The organism is Paroceanicella profunda, from assembly GCF_005887635.2.
Taxonomy (GTDB): Bacteria; Pseudomonadota; Alphaproteobacteria; order Rhodobacterales; family Rhodobacteraceae; genus Paroceanicella; species Paroceanicella profunda.
In genome coordinates, this window is the sequence record NZ_CP040818.1 from 1,498,691 (window position 1) to 1,521,508 (window position 22,818).

The window sequence follows — 22,818 nt, forward strand, 5'->3', positions numbered from 1 at the left end:
GGAGCATCCGAAATGGTTGAAGTATGGGGTCCGCTCATCGGGGGGCTGTTGCTCCTCGTGGCAGGGGGCGAATTGCTGGTGCGCGGCGCGGTCCAGGCGGCGGAGCGGCTGGGTGTCTCGCCCCTGGTGATAGGGCTGACGCTGGTCGGCTTCGGCACCTCCATGCCGGAACTGGTGACTTCGGTGCAGGCGGGGCTCAGCGGCTCGCCGGGCATTGCCTATGGCAACATCGTGGGCTCGAACATCGCCAACATCCTGCTCATCGCCGGGGTCTCGGCGCTGATCTGCCCGGTGGTGGTCGCCCGCTCGGCGCTGCGGCGCGACGCGGTGGTGATGCTCGGCGTTGCCCTTGTCTTCGCCGCCCTCGCGCCGCTGGTGCCGATGGGGCGGGCCGTGGGCGGTGCGCTGGTGCTGTGCCTGCTGGGCTACATCTGGTTCGTCATCCGGCAGGAACGCACGACCGCCGGGGGCGGGGCGCTGCATGACAAGAGCCGCGCGCTGGCCGAGGCCGATCCGGCGCTGGCCCCGTCGCGGTCCGAGCGCCCGCTGGCGCGCGCGGTGATCATTGCCGTGGCCGGGCTGGCGCTGGTGGTTCTGGGCGGCTCGCTGCTCGTGAACGGCGCGGTGGCGCTCGCGCGGGGCTTCGGCGTGTCGGAGACCATCATCGGCCTCACCATCGTGGCCGTGGGCACCTCGATGCCCGAGCTCGTCACCTCGGTGATCGCGGCGCTGAAGCGGCAGGGCGACGTGGCGTTCGGCAATGTCGTGGGGTCGAACATCTACAACATCCTCGGCATCGGCGGCACCACGGCAATCATCGCGCCCTCCCGGGTGCCCGAGGAGATCATCGCATTCGACGCGCCGGTGATGGTGGGCGTGTCGCTGCTGCTCGTGGTCTTCGCGGCAACCGGGCTGCGGATCGCCCGTTCCGAGGGGCTGGCACTGGTGGCAGGCTATGCCGGCTATGTCTGGCTGCTCTGGCCCTGAGAGCCGGAGGGGCTGTCCCCGTCCTCCTCTCGGGTCATGTTGGCGGGCGGGTAGAGCCTATCCCCCTCGGGCACCGGGGGCAGGCCATCGGCGCGGCGGGCCTCGTTGGGGGTCATGATCGGGCCGCCGGTGGCCTTCACCAGGGCGTCGTAGCGCTCCTTCGTGGTGGCGCGCAGCAGGGCGTCGAGGTTGTGGCGCAGGAAGAAGCCGGCGCGGCGCTCGGCCTCGGTGAGCAGCGTGAGGGCGTACTGGCCCTCGATCAGCGTCGCCCAGGTCTGCAGGCAGTCGACGCGGTAGTCGATGGCCTGCTGCTCGCTGTTCGCCTTCACCCCGTGCTCGAGCATCTGCAGCTTGGCCGGCGGCATGCGGTAGATGGCGGCCACCTGCTCGCGGTTGAACTTCATCAGCTCGAGGAGCTGGGCGTCGGCCGGCGACAGGTCGAGCGATCTGATCATGGCGCCCCCTTCGAGCATCGGGATGCCGCGGGCGTCCTCGTCGTTCAGCGCCCGGCGCACGGCGCGCGAGGTGCGCTCGGCCGTCTCCTCGTCGCGGAAGAAATCCGGCATCGCGACATAGGCCTTGAGCGCCACGCCGGCCACGCCGCGCGCCGCCATGTCGTGGCCACCCAGGGCGAGGGACACGCTGTCGGCCGCCACGCGGATCGGCGAGCGCCCGCGCCAGCCGTCCAGCGAGCCGAAGCGCAGGTGCACCATGTCGCGGTGCATCACCCGGCGGCGCGCATCGTCGGCGTCGGTGAACTCGTAGAAGCGGCGACGGCCGTTGCGCAGGGGCGTGACGGACTGCACCAGCTCCAGCGCCTCCACCTCGCCCCGGCCGGAGCGGCGCGCCCAGGCGAAGGCCTCGCCCTGCAGGGCCAGCGCATAGGCCTGCGCGTAGCGCACCACCGGGCCGGCGAGGCCCTCGGAGGCTTCGACGTTCAGCACCGTCTCGACCGGGTGGCCGGCCGCGCGGCGCTCGATCCCGTCCGCGTCCCGGCGCATCACGTGCACCCGCACCTTGGAGAGATCGCCCGCGATGATGTTGCAGCAGGCGAACACCGTCGCCTGCCGCTCGGCCGAGGCCGGGCTCGCCGCGGGCAGGTTCTTCACCCGGGAGCGCCCGCCGTCGAGCGGGATCCAGCCGGCATCCGAGACAGTGCCCATGCGGCCCGCCGGGCCGCCGGCCGTGCTGACGGCGACAGGCCCGGCCGCGGAGAGCACCGGCTCGAGGCGCGGCGCAGCGGCACCGGCGCCCCGGCCGAACAGTCCCGACAGAATGCTCATGCGAACCTCATTTCCCCGCGCTCGCGCACGGCAGATGCGCCCACCTCCGCCCGGCCCACCGCCATGATGGCGGCGACGGCGGGGTCGATCCGGCCCCAGCTCTTGCGCTTGTTGGGCTTGATGTTCTCCGCGGCGTCCTCGTCGCGGAAGACGTTGCCCACCCCCCAGGCGAGCGTGGGGTTGCCCCGGTGGTGAATGCGGCCCTGCACCACCAGCTTCTCGACCGCCTTCATCGGCGCCGACATGGAGGCGAAGCCCTGTCCGTGCTCGACCAGCGGCAGGCCGCGCTCCAGGATCCGCCGCCGCATGCTCGCCATGCCCCAGCGGTCATAGGCCAGCTCCTGCAGCCGGAAGTGCTCCTTTATCCAGGCGAGCCGCTCAAGGATCTTCTCCTCCTCGATCGCCCCGCCATCGTCATGCACCTCCAGCCAGCCGGCATCGCGCCAGGCGATGAAGTCCTTGTTCTCGCGCTGCGCCCGGGCGATGAACCCGTCCGCGCCCGCCGGCAGGAAGGTCCAGACATGCAGGCGGATCGCGCCCTCATGCGGAATGGCGAGGGCCAGCGCCGAGGTGTCGACCGTGGACGACAGGTCGAGCGCGGCCCAGGCCTTCATGCCGAAGCACGCCTCCAGCGCCCAGGGCATGTCGCCCCTGCGCCAGGTGTCGTCGGCGATCCAGGTCTGCATGCCCTCGGTCCAGAGGTTGAGGTGCAGGCGCCGGAAGTTGGGCATGCGCCCCGGGATCTCGACCGCCTCCGCATGAAGCCGCGCCAGCTCGCCGCGCGGCACCGACACGTCGAGGTTCGGGTTGCCCATCTCCCAGGTGGCGGGGGCGCCCGGGTCCGCGTCCGGCGGGGGCTCGGCGACATAGGCGAACAGGCTGTCGTCGCGCACCGAGCCGCGCAGCACCTTCTCCGCGTAGGTGCGCACCTCGCCGCAGTAGCTCAGGCGGCTGGCGCCGGCGGTGGTGATCATCCATTCGAGCGGCTGGGCGCGGGCGATCATCGAGTTGCGCACGATCTCGGCGAGCTCGCGGTCGGCCCAGCGGTGCAGCTCGTCCATGCTCACGAAGTGCGGGTTGATCCCGTCGGCCGACTGGCCGTCGCGCGAGAGCGCGGAGATGGTGCCGCCCGAAAGCGCGCAGGTGATCTCGTATTTCTGCGCGTCGAGCAGGGCCGCGAGCACCGGCGCGCCGGCGATCATCCGCTTGATCTCCTTGAACAGCAGCCCCGCCTGGTCGCGCGTGGTGGCCGCGCAGTAGACCTGCGGCGCCGCCTCGCCGTCGAGCGCCGTGCAGTAGATCGCCGGGATGCCGGTGTCGGTGGTCTTGCCGTTCTTCTTCGCCACCTGCGTGTAGCTCGAACGGAAGCGGCGCCGGCCGTCCGCGCGCTTCCAGCCGAACACCGAGCCGAAGCGGAACTGCTGCCAGGGCGAGAGCCGGATCGGCTCGCCGGCCAGCGGCCCGGTGGTGTGCTTCACCATGCCGGCGAACTTCAGGATGCGCGAGGCGGCGGCACAATCGAAGCCGAGCCCGCGCTCATGCCCGGTGTCGAGATCCGAGAGGTGCCGCTCGCAGGCGAGCCGCACCAGCTCGCCCGCCGCGACCGTCCCCGCCACCACGTCGCGCGCATAGAGCGCGGTCGGGTGCAGGCTCGCATCATCGCTCATCCGTCGAGGGTTTCCTTCAGCATGGCGAGCAGGTCCTTCTGGCCGTCCGGGCCGAAGCGGGCCTCGTCGAGCGGGGTGAGGCCGAAGAGCGCGCCGATGCGCGTCATGTTGGCGATGGCGTCCTGCCGCTGGCCCCAGGCGGCGCGCTTCTTCTCCTGCAGGCCGTTGCGGGTCTCGGTGCGGAAGTAGTCGCCCATCGTGTGCAGGTCGTAGGTGAACTTGAGCACGTCCGAGAAGGCCTCGCACCAGACGCGGAACATCGGCCGGTAGGCGGGCTTGAGCCGGCCGCGCATCGCGAGATCCGGCGCGAGCTCGCGCCAGGTCGCCGCGGCATCCACCGACATGTCGTCGTAAGGCTCCGGCGCCGGGGCGCTCGCCGCGCCCTCGCGCAGCGGCACCACGTTCGGCGCCTCCGGTTTGCGTCCCTTCATGGGCTCGATCCTCTCTCGACATGGGCTTTTTTCCCCAATTTCCCGCGAGCGAAAGGTCATCTGGGGACGGCGGCAGGCAGGGCCGAAGCGCAGAAAATCGACCACCCCCGGGGGCTCACCGGTGCGGGCCGGCGAACCCGACCTCACGCGCGGTCTTGCGGGAATGGCAGGGCCGGCAGAGCCCCTGCCAGTTGCGCGGATCCCAGAACAGGGCGGCATCGCCGCGGTGCGGCGTCACGTGGTCGACCTCGGTCGCCGCCTGCACCAGCCCGAGCGACCGGCACTCCGCACAGAGCGGATGCGCGCCGAGGAACCCGAGCCGGGCCCGCTTCCACCGCGCCGTGCCGTACCACTCGCGCCCCACCATCCCGCGCCGCGCCTGGTCGACCCGGGCCTTGCGGTGCTGTTCGGTGGTCCTGTCGGTGCGGGTGTGCTCGGCGCAACGGGCGCAGCCCTCGGCCGCCAGCGACTGGCACCCGGGCGCCCAGCAGATCTTGCGGAGCATGAGACCTCCCGAAAACGCGAGCGCCCGGCGCGATCTCTCGCCCGGGCGCAGGTTCTAGAAGTTATCGATCTGCTACTCTGAAGCCGGATTAAGCGTCAAGAGGGGGAAATCCGACGGCTCACACGTTGTGCGGCTGCAGGAACAACGACTGGGAAAGAGAGTCATAGAAACTCTCGAAGGCCAACGGGTCCGATATCTCCGTTTGGTTCGTCTGACCGGAGGCGCGCACGATAGTGACGTTAGAGGCCTCTCTCACCGAGACGGTAAGGCGCGACAGGTCCCTACCATAGCGTGTCGCAGAAACTGTGCCCAGGACCGGGTCGACGCGATCAATGACGTATTCGAGGTCCTGAAGTGTGGACACAACGGCCTGAAGAACGGCAGCGCGGTCAGTCGTCTCATACTCGCGAGTCGAGATGACGCGCTGCGCTGCCTGACTGCGTGTCGACTGCAGGACCTGCTGCGTGCTGTTCATCTGGCAACCGGTGATCAGGAGTGCAGCACCGGCAAGAAACAGGGCATTGAAAGTGTTCACAATCGGTCTCCTCAAATCGAATGGGCGGTCAGAAAGGCAGACTGAGCAACACGCTCGAAAAATTGCTGGTACAGGGCCGGGTCCGTCAGGGTTTGCCCCGTCGACAGCATGGCGCCGGGACGGTTCACGACCCGCTGGAAGATCGCTCGCACGATCGTTCCACTGGCCTCGGGAAGGGCGCGTACGGACACCTGAACCCGCAGTTGCGCTCCCGCACGTTTCGAACCCACGATTACGCCGGTCTGGGTGCTGCTTTCATCGATGCCGAAGCCGAGATCCTGCAGGGCACCCAAGGCCGACTGCATCATCAGCTCCCGGTCATCAGTCTCAAACCGGCGCGACTGCTGCGATCGGGCAGAAACCGCGCTTGAGCTCGGGCTCAGTGATGCCAGTTGTTGCTCGGGCGTTGCGGCGCAACCGGCCATCAATGCTGCGAGACCGCACAGAAGGGAACGGCGCCCCAGCATCAGAACGACGATTGGCGATAGCTGAAGTCGCTTACCCTGCCGGTTGCGTCGTACTTGATGATCACGGTCAGAGTGCGCTGGGTCGTCGCCGACGCCGCAGCATTTGCTCCGACTCCCGCCAGAAACAGGGCGTTCACGCCTCCCGAAGAACCGGAGTAGGCATTCTGCGTGGAGATCTTGTCGTAGATCCAGGTCTCGCCGCCGCCGGAATTGCTGGTGACGACGTTCGGCGAGCCAAGAACGGACGCAACGTCCGAACCCGTCATGCCGACGTGAATTTCACGCTGCACAACCCCGACGGTGAGCTTGTCGTCGGCGCTGTTCGCGGCGGCCACATCGCGGGCATGTTCACTCGCGGGCGTGCATGCGGCCAGGGCGGCGGTAGCGGTGATGCAGAGAAGGGCGAACCGGTACATAGTCACTCCGTGGTGTTCAATTTGGCCTGCGCTTCGCGCTCGGCCAATGTGTTGAGCTCGGCTACCGGTCTTGCGGCGTCGGGCGCTTCATCGGTCTGCGACAGGGTGGTCAGTGACCGCCCCATCGTGTCGCCGAGCGGGACGAAGAAGTCCCTCTGATAGAACTCCGGACTGTCGACCTGAGCTTCCTGGATCTGGGAAATGACGGATGCGTTTGCGCGCACCGCGCTCTCCTCGGCACCCCGGCTCTGCACGACAACGGCGAGACGAAGCGAGGATGAGCGCGTTCCGCTGATCACACCTGCCTCCGGTGCAACGCGCGTTATGCGGTAGCCCAGATCATGCATGGTCTCGATAACCGAGCGCATCGTGCTGTCGAAATCACCTGGCACGACGCGCGTCTGGATGGTGCGCAGCTCCACCGCGCTCTTCTTGCTCGGAACATACTGCAGGGCAGGCTGGGCGCACGCGGCTACGGCCAGAACCGCGACAATTCCATAAGCTCGCCAATGCATCACTGTTCTCCCGTTGCCAGTCCGGCGCGGACCCTGTCGAAAAAGCCCGTCGAAAATTCCGGTGCAGTCAGATCTTCGGCCCGGGAAAGGCCGTTGTTGCGTGTCACGATCCGCTCAAAGGAAACGCGGAGCTGCATGTCGGAATCGCTTACGGGTCTGGATGTCACCGTCGCTCGAATCACCTGATCCTGATCCCAGGTGGCGTTGTAGGACGCTCCCAGCAACGCGAACGCCACGGCCAGCGCTATCTGTCCGGCCACCTCTCCGGTCTCGACCGCATCACGATCTTTGGAGCCGGCGAGCACGCCGTAGGTCGCCACGCTCTCCTCAATCGTAAAGCCGAGATCCTGCAGAACCTGCGTGGTTTCAATGAGAAGCTGCCGCTCCGTCACATCGTGAAAGACGGCCGTCTGGCGGTCGCGGATGGCAGCCGCGTCGGCTCTGGGAGCACCTACCAACAGAGCGGTTTTGTTTGCCCAATCGGGATCGGTACATCCGGACAGCGAAAGGGCTAATACAGCAATTGCAGCCGCGGGGACTGCCCTCTGGCGGGGCGCAATCGAGAGCGGCCTCACTGAGGCGAGCAAGGGGAAAAGGCGCAAATCACAAACCTCTAAACAAAGTGTTACCAAATACCCTATCGAGCGAAAATAAGTTTCTGTCAACCAGATCGCTGATTTGCCGGACAGATTCCGAAGGGTCGCAAGTAGAGGCACGAGGGTTCGGCGATGCCGAACAATTCTGAGGCACGCCATGTATTCAGCGGTGCTGATCGGGCTGGTGGTTTGGCGCCGCCTAACGAGCGTTTCCTCGAGCGACACCATTACTCCAGGTCGCCGCAACCGCGTCCAGACCTGCGAGAAGAGCGACATTCGCCTTTGCGCGAGCTTTGCCCCCGCTGACCCAGCCGTGCTGCTGAAGGACGGCACCCAAGCTGCAGCCCTCCATGCATACGAGATCGAGCAGAGCGCGTGGTGTGATGGGCAAGGGGCGCGCCATTCCAGATTGCCCTGTGGCGAGGCTCTCACGTCTTTTGTCCAGATCCGCCACGGCTTTCGGGGCTCCTGGTCGAGCGACGTGTCGCAGTGGGGTGAGCCCCTCTACTGCTTTGAGGGCAAGATAAGCCTGGTCCAGCTTCCTCCGGATCGCGATGCGCCGCAACGCCGCCCGCAGTTGCCGCACCTGCGGGCTCTCGGAGGTGCTGCCATTGCCCTCCCGCACCAGACTGTCCACCGAAGGCGAGGCTGACGCGAGCTCGCTCAGCGCGCCGTACAGCACCCCCACCTCCACCAGATGCGGCGGCAGGTTCATCGCCCGGAGCGGGCGCACCAGCGTCACGTGGCCGGCGAAGGTGATGCGCTCGCCGCTCTCCCATATCTCGATGGGCACCCACTCGCCGCGTGCGCCGCCGTCCTGGCGCCGGGTGCGGCGGGGGCTGATGCGCCGGGAGCGGGTGGTGGGGCCTCCCTCGAGGCCGGCGCGGATCTCCGCTGCGGTCTGCTTGCGTCTCGGTTTAGCCATCACAGGGCCTCCGCTTCGATCTCGCCGCGCACCAGTTGCGCGGCCATGCGTTCGCGTCGCTCCCAGGAGGCCCGGAAGGCGGCTTCGTCGGGGGTGAGCACCTGGCCGGCGGCGCGGCGCTCGGCGATCACCTGCAGGCGGCGGCGCTCCTCGGTGGCGGCCTCGCGGAGCTGGCCGAGGGCGTAGTCGCCCGCGGGCACGCCGGGGCGGCGCAGGAGGCAGGTGAGGAGCGGGCCGGCCCAGCCCTCGGCCACCGCCTGCCGGCCCACCGCGCAGCGCATGAAGCGCACCACCTTGCCGGAGAAGCCCGGCGGCGGCTGGCGCAGGGTGCGGGCGAGCTTGAGCACGCGCACCTCGCGCGGCCAGCGGTCGCCCGCCCGGCCCTCGCCCATCTCCAGCAGCGCCTCGGCCAGGGTGGCGAGCTCCCCGGCGTCGAGATAGGCGATGCGGGCGGCGATGCGCTCCAGCTCGGCCCGGTGCGCCTCCACCGTGCAGCCCGCCGGGCGCCGGAAGCCGGCCCGGGTGAGCCTGTCGATCACCAGCGCCCGCGCCGCGGCCCTGCCGGCCAGCCCTTCGGGCGTCTCGCTGTCGGGGGTCATCGGCTCCTCCTCTCTGCATGTCCTGAAAGTATCCACAGGGCGATGTGTTGCGGGGCTTTGGGGAAGGTTCTGTTCTGTTGTGTCCTGTCCTGTAGGTGCGAAACAGTTTCGCGAGTGTCTCGAACTGTCTCGCAACTGTTTCGCGAGTGTCTCGCGAGACAGTTTCATCGGACGGCCCCGGGCATGCGCAGCGCGCCGACCACGTTGCGGAGCTGGCCACCGGCCTCCGAGCGCAGCGACACCTCGTCCATCGCGATGCGGACATTGGGGACGGTCCAGCGCACCTCCGCCGCGCGGAGCGCCGCCTGCACCGCGATCACGAAGTCCTCGCGCTCGGTGAGCCCGGCATGGGCGCCGGCCTCGCGCATCTTGCGGCGCAGGCGGGAGATCAGCGAGCGGTCCGCGCCGTCCTTCCCCTCGCGCAGCTTGCGCTCCATGTGGCCGAGCGCGTCGAGCACGAACTCGGTCACGAAGGGGTTCTGCAGCCGCACGACGGTCTCGCCGCGGATGTCGCACAGGCAGGGGGCCCATTCGAACAGCGCGCCCTCGCGCACCGCCCGCCAGCCCGCGAGGTTCTGGCCGAGGCCGGCGAGGCGGGCGAGCTCCACGTCGTCGTCCGGCAGGGTGCCCGGCGGGTCCTGGTCGCAGGCCTCGGACCAGAGCAGGATGCCGTGGAAGCCCGCGGCGGGCTGCACATGGGCGACGAAGCGGGATTTCAGCACCCGGCGGAAGTGCCAGGGCACCCAGTTGCCGCGCAGCACGGTGCCGTGCGGCACCGGGTAGCTCGGCAGCTCATCCATCGGCCTGTTCCAGCTCGGCCCGCAGCGCGTCCACGCGCTCGGGGCTGAGGCCGGTGAGCCGGGCCACCGTGCCGGGCAGCGCGCCGCGGCGCAGCTCGAAGAGCGCCTTGCGCACCGCCACGTCGCGCGGGGCGAGGGGCTCGGCGTGCGGCCTTGCCCGGGGAGAGCGCCGGAAGAGCGCGCGCAGCCCCGCCTCACGCGGGCCGACGCGGCGCAGGTCGCGCACGCGCACGCCGGAGGCGCAGAGCCAGGACTCGAGGCGCTTTGCGTCGCTCGGATCCGCGCTCGCCTTCGCGACGGAGGCGCCGGCGGCGATGCCGAGGATCGGGGCGCGGAACACGTCGAACGAGCGGGTGCGCCGGCGGCGCGTGTCGCGGGCCTCCATCACCGTGCCCCCGCGACGGTGTGCAGCCGGGCGGGCGCCTCGCGCCGCTCCTGCACGATGGCGGTGAGCCGGTGCATGGCGTCGTAGAGCCGGGTGAGATCGGTGTGCACGCCCTCGGCCTCCTCCGGCGTGAGATCGCCGGGCAGCTTCGAGCCCTGGCCGAGGGCGGCCATGATGCCCGCATTCGCCTCGGCGAAGCGCATCACCACCGCGGCGGAGGCCTCGGAGACATCCCCGTCGCCGGTCTCGATCGGCACGTAGATGCCGCCGGCCAGCGAGGCGAAGTGCCGGGCCGCCACCGGCGCGCCGTCCGGGAACATCCGGCAGAGCAGGTCGAGGTCCGGCGCGGGCATGCGCCGGCCGTTCTCCTCGCCGGGGTCGGTCCAGCGGCTGATGATCGAAAGCGAGCGGCCAAGCTCGGCCTCAACGTGCTTGCGACCGCAGGTGTCGAGCAGGTCGGCCAGCATGGCGTGGAAGGAATTGGGGCGCTGCGGGCGCATGGGAAAACCTCCGGGGGCTGTTTCCTTGTCCTTCCTCACCCCTGTGTGCAGGTTTCAGCGGAAGGCATTTTGCTTGGATGGAACATCGGCGCTTGAGGCGCGGGCTGCGCGCCTGTCTCGAGCTTGGATGCTCCGCGAGGGGGGCTAGGCTGCCACCTCCTTCCAGGCGAAGGCCTCCAAAGGGGGCTCTCCTGCATCTTGGGCCGAGTAGAGTGTGCGAATGATCAGATACCAACGGGCCGAAAATCTGCCGGCGGAGATGCCGTCGCTGATGGATTGGGAAGAGACACCGAGTGCCGTGCGCAAATGCTCTCGTCCGATCCGCTCAACGATGGAGTGTGCGTGGTTCATAGCGATAAGATACGGATTTTCCGTATTACGTCAATTGGGAAGTTACCAATGGCCCATCCGGCATCGCAAGGGCATACCTTGAGCCATGAAGAGATCGTCCGAGAGCCACCCACACCAAGACATCGGCAGCCGCCTGATGGCGGTGCGCAATCATTTTGGCATGGAGCAAGCGCAAATGGCGACTGCGCTCGGCGTGAGCGGAAGCACCTATAACAACTGGGAAACCGGTCTCTCGCGCCTGTCCCTCGATGGCGCCAAGAGGTTGAGGGAAAAATACAGTATCTCCCTGGACTTTATCTACTTCGGCGACGTCTCCGCCTTGGCAACCAACTTGGCCAAAGTCCTCTCGGACAAATCCTGAGTCACACCTTCCCACCAGTCCATTGACAGGCCAGTTGCCCGTCGAAGGCGTAGGAGAAGGTCAAGCCTGCCTCCCGCATACACTTGCATCTGCGAATCCTTGCGGAATGTTCTACTTTTGTTCATAATACCGTGCCATACGAGAACGTCAATGAAATGCGGATTTTTCGTATTTTAATGTCGACGATACGGAAAATCCGTAATAGCCTCCTGCTCGAACGCTATGGAGGCCATCATGCCCGGACCCTACGACACGCCCCACCTTAGGTCGGAGGCTCGCGCCATTCTGACCGGCTCCACCCGCCCGAGCGCCTCGCTCGCGAGCCTTGCCATCCTTGCCCTGAAGCATCCGCGCGGCCTTCCCGCCCTGCGCATGGTCACCGCCGCTGACGGCTCCGCCCGCTACGTCCCGGCTCGCGCGACGTCTGCCGCACGAGGCGCCCGATGAGGATCGGCTACCCCTCCGGCCGGGTTGCCGAACTCATCCATGACGGCATGATGCACGCCCATAGCGGCCGCGCCGACAGGGCCGAGGCCACCTTCGAGGCGGCGGATCATCTCGCGCTCGAGGCGGAGCATCGGCTGACCACCGAACTGCGCACCCTGTCCCGCCTGCGGGAGGAGATCGCCCGGCATCGCAGCGGCCTGCGGGAGGGGGCACGATGACCCTTCCGGGCACTCTCCCCTTCGTGCTGGCAGCCTGCTGCGGCGCCGCGGCGGGCATGCTGCTGCTGACGCTTGCGGCCGACGCCTCCGGGCGCCGGCCAGACGGCCTGCGGCCCTTCGTGCTGGCCGCTGGCTTCGGGGCCCTCGGCTGGCTGCTCATGGCAGCACTCTGCCTGTGGTGGCTGGCATGAGGGAGATGCGCGTTCTGGTGGCCTGCGAGTTCTCCGGCACCGTGCGTCGCGCCTTCGCGGCCCGCGGGCATGACGCCTGGTCCTGCGACCTGCTGCCGGCCGAGGACCGCTCCAACAGGCATATCACGGGCGACGCCCGTGACCTGCTCGACGCCGGCTGGGATCTGCTCATCGTCGCGCATCCGCCCTGCACCCGACTGTGCAACAGCGGCGTGCGGTGGCTCTCGCAGCCGCCGGTGGGCCGCAGCCGCGCCGAGATGTGGGCGGAGCTGGACGAGGGCGCCGCCCTGTTCTCCGCCTTCTGGAACGCCCCCATCGAGCGCATCGCCGTCGAGAACCCCGTGATGCACCGGCACGCTAAGGTGCGCATCGCGAACTACGCCCCGCCGGCGCAGAGCGTGCAGCCGTGGCAGTTCGGGCACGGCGAGAGCAAGCGCACCTGCCTGTGGCTGAAGAGCCTGCCGCCGCTGCGGCCTACCGAGATCGTGGAAGGCCGTACGGCGCGCGTGCACCGCATGCCGCCGGGGCCCGACCGCTGGCGCGAGCGATCCCGCTTCTTCCCCGGCATCGCCGCCGCGATGGCCGATCAGTGGGGCGGGCCGGCCGTGACGCGCGGCGCTTCAGCAAATCAGGCCCGTGAAAGGAGGGAGACCGCATGAGCCGGCCCATGATCCTGGTGGACGCGGAAGCGCTGGCCGCGATCCAGTCCGAGCTTGCGGCGATACGCCGTTCCCTCGAGGCAGTGCAGATGTCACCGCGCCCGGAGTGGATCCCGGTGCCGGAATACGCGAAAGGGGTGGGGCGCAGCGTGACCACCGTCCAGCGCTGGGTTCGTGAAGGGCGCATCGAGACCCGCCGCGAGGGCGGAGTGCGGATGGTGAAGCGTCGGTAGCACGGAGGCGGATGTCAGCTCAAAGCCGCCATTCGTGCTAGGCCCAGCGGGTGACTAATCGCAGCCTCAAGCCAAATTCCGCGCCCACCGCGTTGAAAGCCAGCAGTGAACCTGAAAAATCGCATACTGGGGGATGCAGGCCAGACGCCTTTGGTCGAAGTGTGGGGCCAGAACTGAGCTGATGTTCGCGTGATCAATGTCAGCCGGCGCGCGGTTCGATGATGAATGCTCGATACAAAGCCCAAGCTGATTCGTCTTCTCCCAACGCAATCTGCTCCAGAATATTCAAAAAAACCGTAGAGCCTGGCGTCACTTCTTCCAATTCGATATCCACATTATCGGAATCATAAATATTAGACACATAAACATTAAAAATCCACCAACGGTCTATCTTCGTGACCAATGCGACCAATACTGGAAATAGCGTGCCGAAATTTGGAAGAAATTCACCCGAAATTATCTTTCTGTTTTCGTGAGCGAACGAATTTCGCGCTTCGGTGATTTCATAAAATTTCATGACGTCCCCTGCGTCAATAACTCCCATTCGCTCAAGCCACTGAATTGAGCCTCGAAGAATATCCTCTTTGCCCTTTGGGTCCAGGGCGAGGACCTCCCTACGGTACTCTTCGTTGAATTGCGAACCCCCTGATGCACTCCACTTTTCTGAGAAGAAACCCAATATGGGCTCCTTGATTGAGGCCACAAGCACTTCGTACGCAAGCAAGTAGAGCCCTGAGGTTGTAAGGCGCCTGCGGACTACATCCGGATTGAGAAAGTCTTCCCACTGCTTATGCATCGGTCTTGGATAGCCTTTATCACTAGCTGCGTCCACCGCACAGCGGGGCCACCACTGTTGTGGGGTATCCACAGTTATGCGAGATGGAAAGCCGCGAGCTCTCTGCGCTGAGTATTTTCCACAAGATTCGGAGTGGGGTTCATTCACAAGTGGCGCACCCCTCGCTCCATCCGTCCTCGGTGGCGGCAGAGTTCCACAGCCTCTATGGCGGGATACAGCCCCAAATATCTGGATGTGATTGGCGCGCCAGGGGGTATAAGCTGGCTATGAAGGGTCGAAAGCCTACCGATGGTAACGCAATGTGGCGGTCGCAGCAATTCCAGCGAGGCAGGCGCTCATGCTACGTCGTAGCCGGAACATCGCCCTGCGCCCCCAACAGACGGAGAGCAGTCGTTCGCCGCGCACGTTGTGAACAATAGTAAGCACAAAGAGGCGGCGCCAAAATGCTTGCTGCTCTAGCGACTGCGAGGTGCAGATAGGGTTTTTTTGTGTATGGGCGTCAATTTTAGAAAATCAGGAAATTGCCATACGGCGCATTCGCTTATACCCTTGAAACAACATTCCAAAGTTCGTCGTCACAGTTTCGCAACAATGATCGAATTCTTCCCATCCGGCGTGTGAACTTCCTGTTGGGGATATAGAGCTTCCCATGATCTCCGGGAGCTTCAGTTATTATGTCATTGGTGAGCATATATCGAACTGCTTCGGTCGCCGCCGCACGGTCCCAATAGCTCGACGCACCGCGAAGAAGTGCTTCTTCTTTCCGACCGCTGCCCGGTTGAAAAAATAGTTTTCGAATGATGGCCACAAGTGTCTTATGACCATTCGAAAGTGGGAGTTCGCTAATTCTCGCAACGTTGTCCGCACTGGAAAAACCATCAAAATCGCAATCATCGGAAAATGCCGACGGCAATCGAACTTTATCTGACACACCTATAATTTGCTGAAACGCGCAGTTAGAAAAATTAGAATCTATAAAAAATGCTCCGTCCAAGTGCAGAACTTCAAAAAAAGTACCAGACACATGCAGGCCGGATATCTTAAGATCTGAAAGCTCGAGTCTGTCTATTGAGGCGTTTCTGATTGTGACCTGAGAGAAATCTATGGATCCGGATGCAGCCTCAATAGCCGAGCACAAATAGTCAGCCGCAATTTGCATGTTTCCTCTTGAGTTGCACAGTCTGCAATACTTCTCTGCCTCAGACCCGATTAGAGCATGAGCAAATAAAAACTTCGCGCCAAATGGGCCGACTGGCTTCCTGTAGAGATCCTCGGCTACGGCCTTGTCAGAAGTTCTGAATGCTTCGACCAAAGCCACCCCTCTCAGTCCACTTTTGGCGTAGTCATCTACAAAGCGGCGATTTCCGCTACCAGAACTAACACGCCCTAAATAGGGAAGTCGTTGTAGAATACTCGACGCTTCGTCAAGCGGCATGAAGCCAGATACCTGATGAAAGGCTTCATTGATCTCCAATGGCGATATTTCTTCGTTGAATTCATTCTTTCGGCGGCTGGCTTTCGCGATTTCAAGCAAAACCTTCCGCAAAACTTCAGCATCTATACTGGGATGAATTCTTGTTTCGCGCTCACAAATCGCTTGAAATGTGTTTTCAAAGAACTGGACTTCACCAGTCGAGTCCTCTATGAGCTTGCGCATGGTTTCCGGTTCAAGCTTCGAAAAGAGTTGGCAAATTAGCGGCTTTCTGGGGCTCCATTCCGGAAACTCCGTTAGCCCGGTGTTCAGTCTTAAGTAATCAATGGCTTGATCTTCAGTGAACTCATCAGGGCAATTTAGCAGTATTGTATCAATGTCCAGCCCGAGACAACTGAGCATCTCCTCGTCGTCGCTGAAGTAATGTGCACGTCCACACAGAAGCACACCCTTTCCGTCAAGCTTTGAAACAATGTCTCTTACACCCTGAAGGCTGCGGCGTCGGATTTCTCTAAGTCTTTCAGGTTCGCCGCTCCACGATTGTGATCCGATCTCGTCAATTCCGTCTAGGATGAAAGCAAGCGCACCAGACCTTACAAGCCGCACCGCGGAGTCTTCCAGGCCGCTAAGTCCCAGAGAAGACAAATGGCTTCGTACAATTAAGTCGAAGGACTGATGGCCCCAATGCTCTCGGAGGTTTATCGCGAGAGTTGGAAAGAGAATATTCCTGCGACTGACCCTCTCGAAGACTTCCCTGGCACAGCGGGACTTCCCTGTGCCAAACTCCCCTAGCAGTATTATCCTTCTTCCATTTGAGAGAAGATCGGATATTTCATCAACGTTGTAAGTAGTTCCCGAAGATTTATCGAGGTATCCTGTCTCAATGAAGGCGCCAGTGTCGCTCTTATTTGTATATGGATCTAGGGCGCTCCCGAACTCGACCGATTTTCGCGCAAATTCATATGACTCTTTTCCAACAAATTTCTCCCTAAATTCCTTGACGCTTAATACCTCAACCTTTTGCGCCTTGCCGGTCTCGCGGAGAGATGAAACTTTGCGCGCCGATATAAAGAATGATCGCACAACAACGCCTTCGGGTACGAGTGCAGTTCGTATGCTCGCAAACTTCGCCAAGTCTAGTCTTAATTTTGCGAGGTTGTCTTCTTTTGTTATTTCTATGACTACTATTTCATCCGATGACACCCTAATCACCGCATCGCATCGGATACCGGCAATTTCCTCTGCCTTGGCAGGGGCATTCCAATGGGACGAGGCAATCTGCCGGACGCTTTCTTCGAAATCTTGCCAATTCATCACTTTTCGTCCTTGCGCCCGCTTAAGAAGGAACGTTCTTTCAAATTTAGCTAGGGATCAAGAAGGAAGTCGCTCCACGAACCGCATCGAAGTAGTCTCACAGTGGGCGGGCCCTCCCGCCGGATCGGTCGAACACTGTGGGTTATTCGGCTTAGGTCGGCGCTGCCTATCCAGCCAGTGCATCGTGGCACTGGGGCCATGGCAGTGTCGGCGACCAACCGTTCACGAAGGTCGACTTCGGGTAGAGCCCAGACTTTGCCGCACTTCGCATGAACGGCCGCTATGGCTCGGGAAGGCCTGACGGTTAGAGCGGGGCGGGCCCGCCTAATACGTCCGCTTTCTGCGCTTCGCCGACGCCCATGTATGACGTCGCGAACGGCAGAAAATCGCCGCTTCAGATCCCTAGCCCAGCCGCTTCGCGAGATCCTCGGCGCTCTCGTTGTAGTACACCTGCAACATCTTGAGGTCGCGATGCCCGACCATCCGGGCGAGCGCCAGAACGTCCAGCTTCGCCGCCAGCCGCGTGATTGCCGCGTGGCGGCTGTCGTGGAAGGTGAGGCCCTCTACTCCGGCACGGCTCCGCAGCTTGCGCCACAGCGCGTCCAGGCTGCGGGGTGTCAGGCCGAAGACCGGGTCTGCCTTCGGCAGGGCTTCGAGCAGCCGTGCGGCTTCGGATGACAGGGGCACCTGGCGCGAGCGGCCGTTCTTGGTGATCTCCAGATGCACGGTGCGGCGGGTGAGGTCCACCCGGTCCCAGGTCAGCCCGCAGATCTCCCCGGCCCGCATCGCCGTTTCCAGCGCGAACAGCCAGGCATGATAGGCGCGGGCCGTGGCGTGCTGCAGGTCGTCTCCAGCGGAGAGCGCAAGCCGCTCCATTTCGGCGGCGGTTGGCAGGCGGTCCCTTGCCGGTGGGGCCGCGGGGCGCCGTACGTCCGTCAGGGGGTTGGTGCTGAGCAGCCCCCATTCCTTGATGGCCACGTTGATGGCGGAGGACATGGTCTGCATCTCGCGGATGACCGATGCCGGGCCCACGTCCTTCAGGCGCCGGTCGCGCCAGGCGGCGAAATCCGCCGGGCGGAGATCGGCCACCTTCAGCCAGGCAATGTCGTCCCGCCGCATGCGGTTGATCCGGAGGATTTCCACGCGGGCCCCGCGCTTGGAGACGGTCACCTCGCGCGCGTAGCGGTCGAGCAGGTCGCCGAACGGGGCCTGTGAGGCGATACCTTCGGAGTTGAGGATCAGATATTCCTGCCGGGCGGCCCAGTCCTTCGCCGCCTGGCGACTCGCGAAGACCTGAGATTTCCGCACACCCTTCCGGGCAACCTGAGCCCGGAACCGGTTTGCGCTGAGTTTCGCGATGCTGGCCATTTTCCCCACGTGTGTAAATTGTGGGTAAAGTCGTGGGCCAAAATGGGCACGCGGGCAAGCATCCTGAGGTGCGTGGCAGGCCAAGGCCCTTGTTTTGCTCACTTTTGAGCGTCAGGGCGCTCACTATGGAACGGGGCTGGTGCCGGATGAGGGATTCGAACCCCCGACCTTCGGTTTACAAAACCGCTGCACTACCACTGTGCTAATCCGGCCCTTCTGCGCTGATTAGCACACCTGACGGCAAGCTCAAGCCGGTTGGCGCGCCGGGCGGGACTATTCCGCAGGGTGGCCGAGCACCCGGGCCCGGGCGATTTCGGCCTCCAGCCTTGCGTCCTCGTCCCGCCGCGGGGAGGAGAACCGCGCCAGCAGCAGGTAGCACACCGGGGTGAGGAACAGCGTGGCGAGCGTGGCCAGGCCAAGGCCGCCCACCACCACCCATCCCAGCGCGATGCGAGCCTCGGCGCCGGCGCCGCTGGCCACCACCAGCGGCGCGCCACCCAGGACGGTGGAGATGGCGGTCATCGCCACCGGGCGCAGGCGGATGAGGCTCGCGGTCTCGATGGCCGCGCGCAGGCCCAGGCCGCGCTCGCGCAGCTGGTTGGCGAATTCCACGATCAGGATGCCGTTCTTGGCCATCACCCCCACCAGCATCACCAGCCCGATCTGGCTGTAGACGTTCAGCGACCCGCCGGTGAACAGGATGGCGAACACCGCGCAGGCCAGGCCCAGCGGCACGGTGAGCAGGATGATCAGCGCCGAGATGAAGCTCTCGAACTGTGCCGCCAGCACCAGCAGCACCACGATGATCGCCACCGCGAAGGTCATCACGAGGCCCTGCGAGGTCTCGCCCACCGTGGCGGCCTCGGCCAGCGGGATGATGCGCGCGCCCGGCGGCATCAGCCCCTCGGCGAGGCGCTGCACCTCGCGGTAGGCGTCCTGCAGCGCGAGCGAGCCGCCGAGGCTGGCGGTCACCGGCACGGAGCGCAGCTTGTCCTCGCGGCGCAGGTCCGCGGGGGCGGCGGCCTCGGTGAGCGTGGCGATGGAGGACATCGGCACGATCTTGCCCGAGGCGGTGCGCAGGAAGATGTTCTCCAGGTCCGTCGGGTCGTCCACCGGGGTGCCGGTGGAGAGCAGCTTGATGGGCGCCGTACGGTCCGGCAGGTAGACGGTGCCCACCTCCCGCCCGTCCAGCAGCGCCTGCATGGCGTTGGCGAGGCCGGTCACATCGATGCCGAGGTCGGAGGCGCGCTCGCGGTCCACTTTCACGGTGAGCTGCGGCTGGGTGAGGTCGAAGCTCAGGCGGATGTTGCCGAAGCGCCCGTCCTCCTGCATGCGGTCCATGAGCTGGCTGGCGGCATAGGCGAGCTTGTCGTAGCTCGCCCCCGCCACCGCGAACTGCAGCCCCTCGCCGCCGCCGCGGATGCCCAGCGAGTTCGGCTGGATGGCGAAGGCGCGCGCGCCGGGCAGGGCGCCCATGCGGGTGTTGATCTCGTCGGCGATCTGCTGCTGCGAGCGGTTCCGGTCCTCCCAGGGGGCGAGGGTGAGCACCATGAAGCCGCGGTTCACCGCGCCGCGCCCGGCGATGGCGAAGAGGTTCAGCGCCTCGCCGCTCTGCAGGTAGGGGGTGGCGATGTCCTCGATCATCCGCATCTGCTTCGCGGTGTAGGCGAGGCTGACGCCCTGCGGCGTGCTCACCGAGAACAGCAGCACCGAGCGGTCCTCCGGCGGGGTCAGCTCCTGCGGGATCTGCCGGAAGGCCAGGCCGGCGCCCAGCGAGAACACCACCGCGATGGTGATGGCCACCAGCGGCGCGTCCAGCGCGGCGTGCAGGATGCGGGCGTAAAGCCCCTGCAGCCCGGCGCCGAGGCTCTCGAACACCCGGCCAAGCAGGCCGCGGCGGGCGGCCTCGGTCTCGGCCGGGGCCGGCAGCACCCGGGCCGCGATCATCGGGCAGAGCGTGAGCGTGACGACGGAGGAGATCACCACCGAGATGGCCAGCACGAAGCCGAACTCGCGGAACAGCCCGCCCGCGGTGCCCGGCAGGAAGGAGATCGGGATGAACACCGCCGCCAGCGTGGCCGTGGTGGAGATGACGGCGAAGAACACCTCCCGCACGCCCACCAGCGCCGCGGCCCGGGGCCCGAGGCCGAGCGCGCGGCGGCGCATCACGTTCTCCAGCACCACGATGGCATCGTCCACCACCATGCCGGTGGCGAGCACGAGTGCCAGCATGGAGAGGATGTTGATGGAGAAGCCGGCGAGGTAGATGCCCCCGAAGGTGCCGATCAGCGCCACCGGCATGGTGACCGCCGGGATCAGCACCGCGCGCAGCGAGCGCAGGAACAGCAGGATCACCCCGATCACGATCACCGTGGCCAGCAGCAGCGCGCCCACCACCTCCTTGATGGAGCCGCGGATGAAGGTGGCGTCGTCGCTGGTCACCCGGATGTCGGTGCCTTCGGGAAGGATGTCGCGCATGCGCTCCACCGCCGCGTGCACGTCGCGCGAGATGTTGAGCGTGTTGGACTGTGCCTGCCGGATGATGCCCATGCCCACGCCGGTCTGGCCGTTGGCGCGCAGGATGGCCTCGTTCACGTCGGGGCCGAAGCTCACCTTCGCCACGTCGCCCAGCCGGGTGTGGGCGTCCAGCATCAGGGCGGCGTATTCTTCCGGTGTGGTGAGGCCGGAATTGGCACGCACCACGATTTCCTGCGTGTCGGAGGTGATGGTGCCGGCCGGGCTCTCGCCGGAGACGGCAGAGAGCAGGCCGGCGATATCGGCGATGGTGAGCCTGCGCCCGGCCAGGGCGGCCTGGTCGATGTCCACGCGCAGGATCGCCTCGCGGTCGCCGTAGACCTGCACGTCGGCCACGCCGTCGATGGCCGCGAGCGTGTCGACCACCTCGTCCTCCACCAGCCGGGTGAGGTCCTGGATCTCCAGCCGGTCGGAGGTGACGGCGACGCGCATCACCGCGGAGGCGTTCGCATCCGCCTTCACGATGCGCGGGTCGTCGATCTCGTCCGGCAGGTCGCGTTCGATGCGGCTGATCGCGTCGCGCAGGTCGTTCGCGGCCACGTTGAGGTCGGTGTCGTCGGTGAATTCCACCGTCACCCGGCTGCGGCCGAAGCTGGAGCTGGAGGCGATGGACTTCACCCCCGCCACCCGGGTGGCGGCGCCCTCGATTTCGTCGGTCACCTCGGCGTCGATGGTCTCGGGGGCGGCGCCGTCATAGGTGGTGGTGACGGTGATCACCGGGCGGTCCACGTCCGGCAACTCGCGGATCTCCGCGCCCCAGAGCGCGGCCAGCCCGGCCACCACGATGAGCAGGTTCACCACGATGGCGAGCACCGGGCGCTTCACGAAGGTGGCGGTGAAGGCGGCGGCGCCGTCGTCCATGCCCGGGGGCAGGGCGCGGGCGGCGGCTTCGGCGTCCGCGCGGGCAGCGGCGTCCGCGTCCGTCCCGGTGCGGGGGGGGGCCATCTCCCGGCGCCCGCTCAGCCGGCGTCCGGGGGCGTCGTCACTTCGGTGACGGTGCTCCCCGGCCGCAGTTTCTGCACGCCCTCGGTCACCACCACCTGGCCGGCGTCGATGCCGGAGAGCAGCACCCGGTCATCCTCGCGCTCCAGCACCTCCACGGAGACCTGCGCCGCCTTGCCATCGGTCACCGTCCAGACGAAGGGCCCGTCCGCGCGCCACTGCACCGCCAGCGCCGGCACCGCCACGTGCGATTCCCCGGGGAAGGACATCACCACGTTGAAGGAGAAGCCGGGGCGCAGCATGTCGTCGGAATTGTCGATGGCCGCGCGCAGGCGCAGGGTGCGGCTCTCGCTGTCGACCTGGCTGTCGATGGCGGTGACGGTGCCGTTGAATACCGCGCCCGGGGTGGCGGGGGTGGTGGCGATGAGCGTCTGCCCCAGCCCGATCAGCGCCGCGAAACGTTCCGGCGCGTAGAGGTCGATCTCCAGCTTCGAGCGGTCGTCGAGCACGGCGATGGCGGTGTCGGCGCCGATCAGGTCGCCCACGTCCACCTCCGAGAGGCCCACCACGCCGTCGAAGGGCGCGCGCACCAGCCGGCGCTCCAGCGCCAGTTCGGCGGTGCGCAGGTCAAGCTGGGCGCGCTGGCGGGTGCGGTCGGCCTCGTCGAGGTCGACCTGGGTTGCGATGCGGCGGGCGGCGAGCGCGGTCAGGCGCTCGAAGGCGGCATCCGCCTCGGCCTCGGCCACCTTGGCCCGATCCACGGCGATCTCCTCGGCATCGCTGTCCAGCCGCGCGAGGATGGTGCCCCGGGCGACCTTCTCGCCGGAGGTGAAGCCCAGTTCCTCCACCTCGCCGGTGGAGCGGGCGAACAGCGTGACGCTGCGCAGCGCCCGGCCCGAGCCGATGAGGCGCAGGCGCGTGGCGGCGCGGGCGGTCTCGGCCGTGGCGGTGATCACGCCCACCGCGCGGTCCGCCCGGCCGGTGGCGGCGGGCTCCTGCGTGGCGGTGAGCGCGAGCGGAGAGGTGTCGATGCCGACGCGGGCGAGCAGGTCGCGCGCGTCCGGGCTGAACGCGGCAATGCCCGCGCCGGCCGCGCCAAGCACGACGATCGATATGATGGCCTGTCGGACCATGCCCATCCGGTGCTCTCCCTGCTCCCGCTTCACGGACAGTACGTCCGCTGCGGGAGGACCCGTCGCGGAAATCTGCGCTGCGCGTGAAAAATATCCCCCTGCCGGGGATTCTGCGCAAGCGCCGTGATGGCGGCTGCGGCAGTGCAGCGCAATTCGTGCCGCGGCGTGGCACGAAGGAGACGCGGACCGGGCCTGATGCCGGTGCCCGGCCGGTCAGCCGGGCGGCG

General features: G+C 66.0%; 25 protein-coding genes and 1 tRNA gene. 6 read left to right on the forward strand and 20 right to left on the reverse strand.

All coding sequences use genetic code 11. The features are described from left to right. Positions 1 to 12: 12 nt before the first annotated feature. Complete coding sequence (locus FDP22_RS06750) at positions 13 to 987, forward strand: calcium/sodium antiporter (RefSeq protein ID WP_138572484.1); 975 nt, start codon at positions 13 to 15, stop codon at positions 985 to 987. Here the strand turns inward: FDP22_RS06750 and FDP22_RS06755 are convergent. The 14 genes from FDP22_RS06755 to FDP22_RS06820 all read right to left on the reverse strand — a co-directional run bounded on the left by FDP22_RS06755 (position 963) and on the right by FDP22_RS06820 (position 10,611). Then, positions 963 to 2,270, reverse strand: coding sequence for a phage portal protein (locus FDP22_RS06755; RefSeq protein WP_138572482.1), 1,308 nt, complete (start codon positions 2,268 to 2,270; stop codon positions 963 to 965). The genes FDP22_RS06750 and FDP22_RS06755 overlap by 25 nt on opposite strands. After that, positions 2,267 to 3,937: a terminase large subunit gene (locus FDP22_RS06760; protein ID WP_138572480.1), complete on the reverse strand. Its 1,671-nt coding sequence runs from the start codon at positions 3,935 to 3,937 to the stop codon at positions 2,267 to 2,269. Before FDP22_RS06760 ends, FDP22_RS06755 begins: the two co-directional genes overlap by 4 nt. Then, positions 3,934 to 4,368, reverse strand: a complete 435-nt coding sequence (locus tag FDP22_RS06765) for a P27 family phage terminase small subunit (RefSeq protein WP_138572478.1) — start codon at positions 4,366 to 4,368, stop codon at positions 3,934 to 3,936. Before FDP22_RS06765 ends, FDP22_RS06760 begins: the two co-directional genes overlap by 4 nt. Positions 4,369 to 4,483: 115 nt before the next feature. Continuing rightward, entirely contained in the window at positions 4,484 to 4,873 is a 390-nt protein-coding gene (locus tag FDP22_RS06770) for an HNH endonuclease signature motif containing protein (RefSeq protein WP_138572477.1), read from the reverse strand. Positions 4,874 to 4,991: 118 nt separating this feature from the next. Continuing rightward, a complete protein-coding gene (locus tag FDP22_RS06775; protein WP_138572475.1) occupies positions 4,992 to 5,408 on the reverse strand; it encodes a hypothetical protein in 417 nt (138 codons plus the stop codon). A gap of 11 nt (positions 5,409 to 5,419) precedes the next feature. Next, entirely contained in the window at positions 5,420 to 5,716 is a 297-nt protein-coding gene (locus tag FDP22_RS06780) for a hypothetical protein (protein ID WP_138572473.1), read from the reverse strand. A gap of 158 nt (positions 5,717 to 5,874) precedes the next feature. Continuing rightward, positions 5,875 to 6,291: an outer membrane protein assembly factor BamE gene (locus tag FDP22_RS06785; protein ID WP_138572471.1), complete on the reverse strand. Its 417-nt coding sequence runs from the start codon at positions 6,289 to 6,291 to the stop codon at positions 5,875 to 5,877. Positions 6,292 to 6,293: 2 nt separating this feature from the next. Then, positions 6,294 to 6,713, reverse strand: a complete 420-nt coding sequence (locus FDP22_RS06790; RefSeq protein WP_138572469.1) for a hypothetical protein — start codon at positions 6,711 to 6,713, stop codon at positions 6,294 to 6,296. A 92-nt stretch (positions 6,714 to 6,805) separates the two neighbouring features. After that, positions 6,806 to 7,630, reverse strand: coding sequence for a hypothetical protein (locus tag FDP22_RS06795; protein WP_138572467.1), 825 nt, complete (start codon positions 7,628 to 7,630; stop codon positions 6,806 to 6,808). Beyond that, positions 7,602 to 8,327, reverse strand: coding sequence for a hypothetical protein (locus FDP22_RS06800; RefSeq protein ID WP_138572465.1), 726 nt, complete (start codon positions 8,325 to 8,327; stop codon positions 7,602 to 7,604). Before FDP22_RS06800 ends, FDP22_RS06795 begins: the two co-directional genes overlap by 29 nt. After that, positions 8,327 to 8,926, reverse strand: coding sequence for a hypothetical protein (locus FDP22_RS06805; protein ID WP_138572463.1), 600 nt, complete (start codon positions 8,924 to 8,926; stop codon positions 8,327 to 8,329). The genes FDP22_RS06800 and FDP22_RS06805 overlap by 1 nt, the downstream gene beginning before the upstream one ends. A 164-nt stretch (positions 8,927 to 9,090) precedes the next feature. Beyond that, positions 9,091 to 9,726 (reverse strand): hypothetical protein, encoded by a 636-nt coding sequence (locus FDP22_RS06810; protein WP_138572461.1) that lies wholly within the window; start codon positions 9,724 to 9,726, stop codon positions 9,091 to 9,093. Then, positions 9,719 to 10,111 carry a hypothetical protein gene (locus FDP22_RS06815; RefSeq protein ID WP_138572459.1) on the reverse strand — a complete coding sequence of 131 codons (393 nt, stop codon included), beginning with the start codon at positions 10,109 to 10,111 and terminating at the stop codon, positions 9,719 to 9,721. The genes FDP22_RS06810 and FDP22_RS06815 overlap by 8 nt, the downstream gene beginning before the upstream one ends. Further along, entirely contained in the window at positions 10,111 to 10,611 is a 501-nt protein-coding gene (locus FDP22_RS06820; protein ID WP_138572457.1) for a hypothetical protein, read from the reverse strand. The genes FDP22_RS06815 and FDP22_RS06820 overlap by 1 nt, the downstream gene beginning before the upstream one ends. A 436-nt stretch (positions 10,612 to 11,047) precedes the next feature. Here FDP22_RS06820 and FDP22_RS06825 point away from each other — a divergent pair, with 436 nt between their 5' ends. From FDP22_RS06825 to FDP22_RS06845, 5 genes are all read left to right on the forward strand, one after another. Beyond that, positions 11,048 to 11,323 (forward strand): helix-turn-helix transcriptional regulator, encoded by a 276-nt coding sequence (locus tag FDP22_RS06825; protein ID WP_138572455.1) that lies wholly within the window; start codon positions 11,048 to 11,050, stop codon positions 11,321 to 11,323. Positions 11,324 to 11,766: 443 nt separating this feature from the next. Further along, the gene (locus FDP22_RS06830; RefSeq protein ID WP_138572453.1) at positions 11,767 to 11,988 is read left to right on the forward strand and encodes a hypothetical protein; all 222 of its coding nucleotides are present in this window, start codon (positions 11,767 to 11,769) and stop codon (positions 11,986 to 11,988) included. Further along, the gene (locus FDP22_RS06835; RefSeq protein WP_138572451.1) at positions 11,985 to 12,179 is read left to right on the forward strand and encodes a hypothetical protein; all 195 of its coding nucleotides are present in this window, start codon (positions 11,985 to 11,987) and stop codon (positions 12,177 to 12,179) included. Before FDP22_RS06830 ends, FDP22_RS06835 begins: the two co-directional genes overlap by 4 nt. 5 nt (positions 12,180 to 12,184) lie before the next feature. Further along, positions 12,185 to 12,838, forward strand: coding sequence for a hypothetical protein (locus tag FDP22_RS06840; protein WP_138572623.1), 654 nt, complete (start codon positions 12,185 to 12,187; stop codon positions 12,836 to 12,838). Beyond that, positions 12,835 to 13,071 (forward strand): hypothetical protein, encoded by a 237-nt coding sequence (locus FDP22_RS06845; protein WP_138572449.1) that lies wholly within the window; start codon positions 12,835 to 12,837, stop codon positions 13,069 to 13,071. Before FDP22_RS06840 ends, FDP22_RS06845 begins: the two co-directional genes overlap by 4 nt. Positions 13,072 to 13,270: 199 nt before the next feature. Here FDP22_RS06845 and FDP22_RS06850 read toward each other — a convergent pair whose 3' ends face one another. The 6 genes from FDP22_RS06850 to FDP22_RS06875 all read right to left on the reverse strand — a co-directional run bounded on the left by FDP22_RS06850 (position 13,271) and on the right by FDP22_RS06875 (position 22,597). Continuing rightward, a complete protein-coding gene (locus FDP22_RS06850) occupies positions 13,271 to 13,750 on the reverse strand; it encodes a hypothetical protein (RefSeq protein ID WP_138572447.1) in 480 nt (159 codons plus the stop codon). Positions 13,751 to 14,408: 658 nt separating this feature from the next. Beyond that, positions 14,409 to 16,613 carry an NACHT domain-containing protein gene (locus FDP22_RS06855; RefSeq protein WP_138572445.1) on the reverse strand — a complete coding sequence of 735 codons (2,205 nt, stop codon included), beginning with the start codon at positions 16,611 to 16,613 and terminating at the stop codon, positions 14,409 to 14,411. 402 nt (positions 16,614 to 17,015) lie between these two features. After that, positions 17,016 to 17,921, reverse strand: a complete 906-nt coding sequence (locus FDP22_RS06860) for a tyrosine-type recombinase/integrase (RefSeq protein ID WP_239031887.1) — start codon at positions 17,919 to 17,921, stop codon at positions 17,016 to 17,018. 197 nt (positions 17,922 to 18,118) lie between these two features. After that, positions 18,119 to 18,193 (reverse strand) — tRNA-Thr (locus tag FDP22_RS06865). Positions 18,194 to 18,254: 61 nt separating this feature from the next. Then, on the reverse strand, positions 18,255 to 21,377 hold the full coding sequence (locus FDP22_RS06870) for an efflux RND transporter permease subunit (protein WP_138572621.1): 3,123 nt from the start codon (positions 21,375 to 21,377) through the stop codon (positions 18,255 to 18,257). A gap of 98 nt (positions 21,378 to 21,475) precedes the next feature. Continuing rightward, positions 21,476 to 22,597 (reverse strand): efflux RND transporter periplasmic adaptor subunit, encoded by a 1,122-nt coding sequence (locus tag FDP22_RS06875; protein WP_138572441.1) that lies wholly within the window; start codon positions 22,595 to 22,597, stop codon positions 21,476 to 21,478. Positions 22,598 to 22,818: the final 221 nt, after the last annotated feature.

Coding starts and splice junctions, on each gene's coding strand:
- FDP22_RS06750 (WP_138572484.1), top strand. CDS start 13: ATGGTTGAAGTATGGGGTCCGCTCATCGGGGGGCTGTTGCTCCTCGTG.
- FDP22_RS06755 (WP_138572482.1), bottom strand. CDS start 2,270: ATGAGCATTCTGTCGGGACTGTTCGGCCGGGGCGCCGGTGCCGCTGCG.
- FDP22_RS06760 (WP_138572480.1), bottom strand. CDS start 3,937: ATGAGCGATGATGCGAGCCTGCACCCGACCGCGCTCTATGCGCGCGAC.
- FDP22_RS06765 (WP_138572478.1), bottom strand. CDS start 4,368: ATGAAGGGACGCAAACCGGAGGCGCCGAACGTGGTGCCGCTGCGCGAG.
- FDP22_RS06770 (WP_138572477.1), bottom strand. CDS start 4,873: ATGCTCCGCAAGATCTGCTGGGCGCCCGGGTGCCAGTCGCTGGCGGCC.
- FDP22_RS06780 (WP_138572473.1), bottom strand. CDS start 5,716: ATGATGCAGTCGGCCTTGGGTGCCCTGCAGGATCTCGGCTTCGGCATC.
- FDP22_RS06785 (WP_138572471.1), bottom strand. CDS start 6,291: ATGTACCGGTTCGCCCTTCTCTGCATCACCGCTACCGCCGCCCTGGCC.
- FDP22_RS06795 (WP_138572467.1), bottom strand. CDS start 7,630: ATGGTGTCGCTCGAGGAAACGCTCGTTAGGCGGCGCCAAACCACCAGC.
- FDP22_RS06800 (WP_138572465.1), bottom strand. CDS start 8,327: ATGGCTAAACCGAGACGCAAGCAGACCGCAGCGGAGATCCGCGCCGGC.
- FDP22_RS06805 (WP_138572463.1), bottom strand. CDS start 8,926: ATGACCCCCGACAGCGAGACGCCCGAAGGGCTGGCCGGCAGGGCCGCG.
- FDP22_RS06810 (WP_138572461.1), bottom strand. CDS start 9,726: ATGGATGAGCTGCCGAGCTACCCGGTGCCGCACGGCACCGTGCTGCGC.
- FDP22_RS06815 (WP_138572459.1), bottom strand. CDS start 10,111: ATGGAGGCCCGCGACACGCGCCGCCGGCGCACCCGCTCGTTCGACGTG.
- FDP22_RS06820 (WP_138572457.1), bottom strand. CDS start 10,611: ATGCGCCCGCAGCGCCCCAATTCCTTCCACGCCATGCTGGCCGACCTG.
- FDP22_RS06825 (WP_138572455.1), top strand. CDS start 11,048: ATGAAGAGATCGTCCGAGAGCCACCCACACCAAGACATCGGCAGCCGC.
- FDP22_RS06830 (WP_138572453.1), top strand. CDS start 11,767: ATGAGGATCGGCTACCCCTCCGGCCGGGTTGCCGAACTCATCCATGAC.
- FDP22_RS06835 (WP_138572451.1), top strand. CDS start 11,985: ATGACCCTTCCGGGCACTCTCCCCTTCGTGCTGGCAGCCTGCTGCGGC.
- FDP22_RS06840 (WP_138572623.1), top strand. CDS start 12,185: ATGCGCGTTCTGGTGGCCTGCGAGTTCTCCGGCACCGTGCGTCGCGCC.
- FDP22_RS06845 (WP_138572449.1), top strand. CDS start 12,835: ATGAGCCGGCCCATGATCCTGGTGGACGCGGAAGCGCTGGCCGCGATC.
- FDP22_RS06855 (WP_138572445.1), bottom strand. CDS start 16,613: ATGAATTGGCAAGATTTCGAAGAAAGCGTCCGGCAGATTGCCTCGTCC.
- FDP22_RS06870 (WP_138572621.1), bottom strand. CDS start 21,377: ATGGACGACGGCGCCGCCGCCTTCACCGCCACCTTCGTGAAGCGCCCG.
- FDP22_RS06875 (WP_138572441.1), bottom strand. CDS start 22,597: ATGGGCATGGTCCGACAGGCCATCATATCGATCGTCGTGCTTGGCGCG.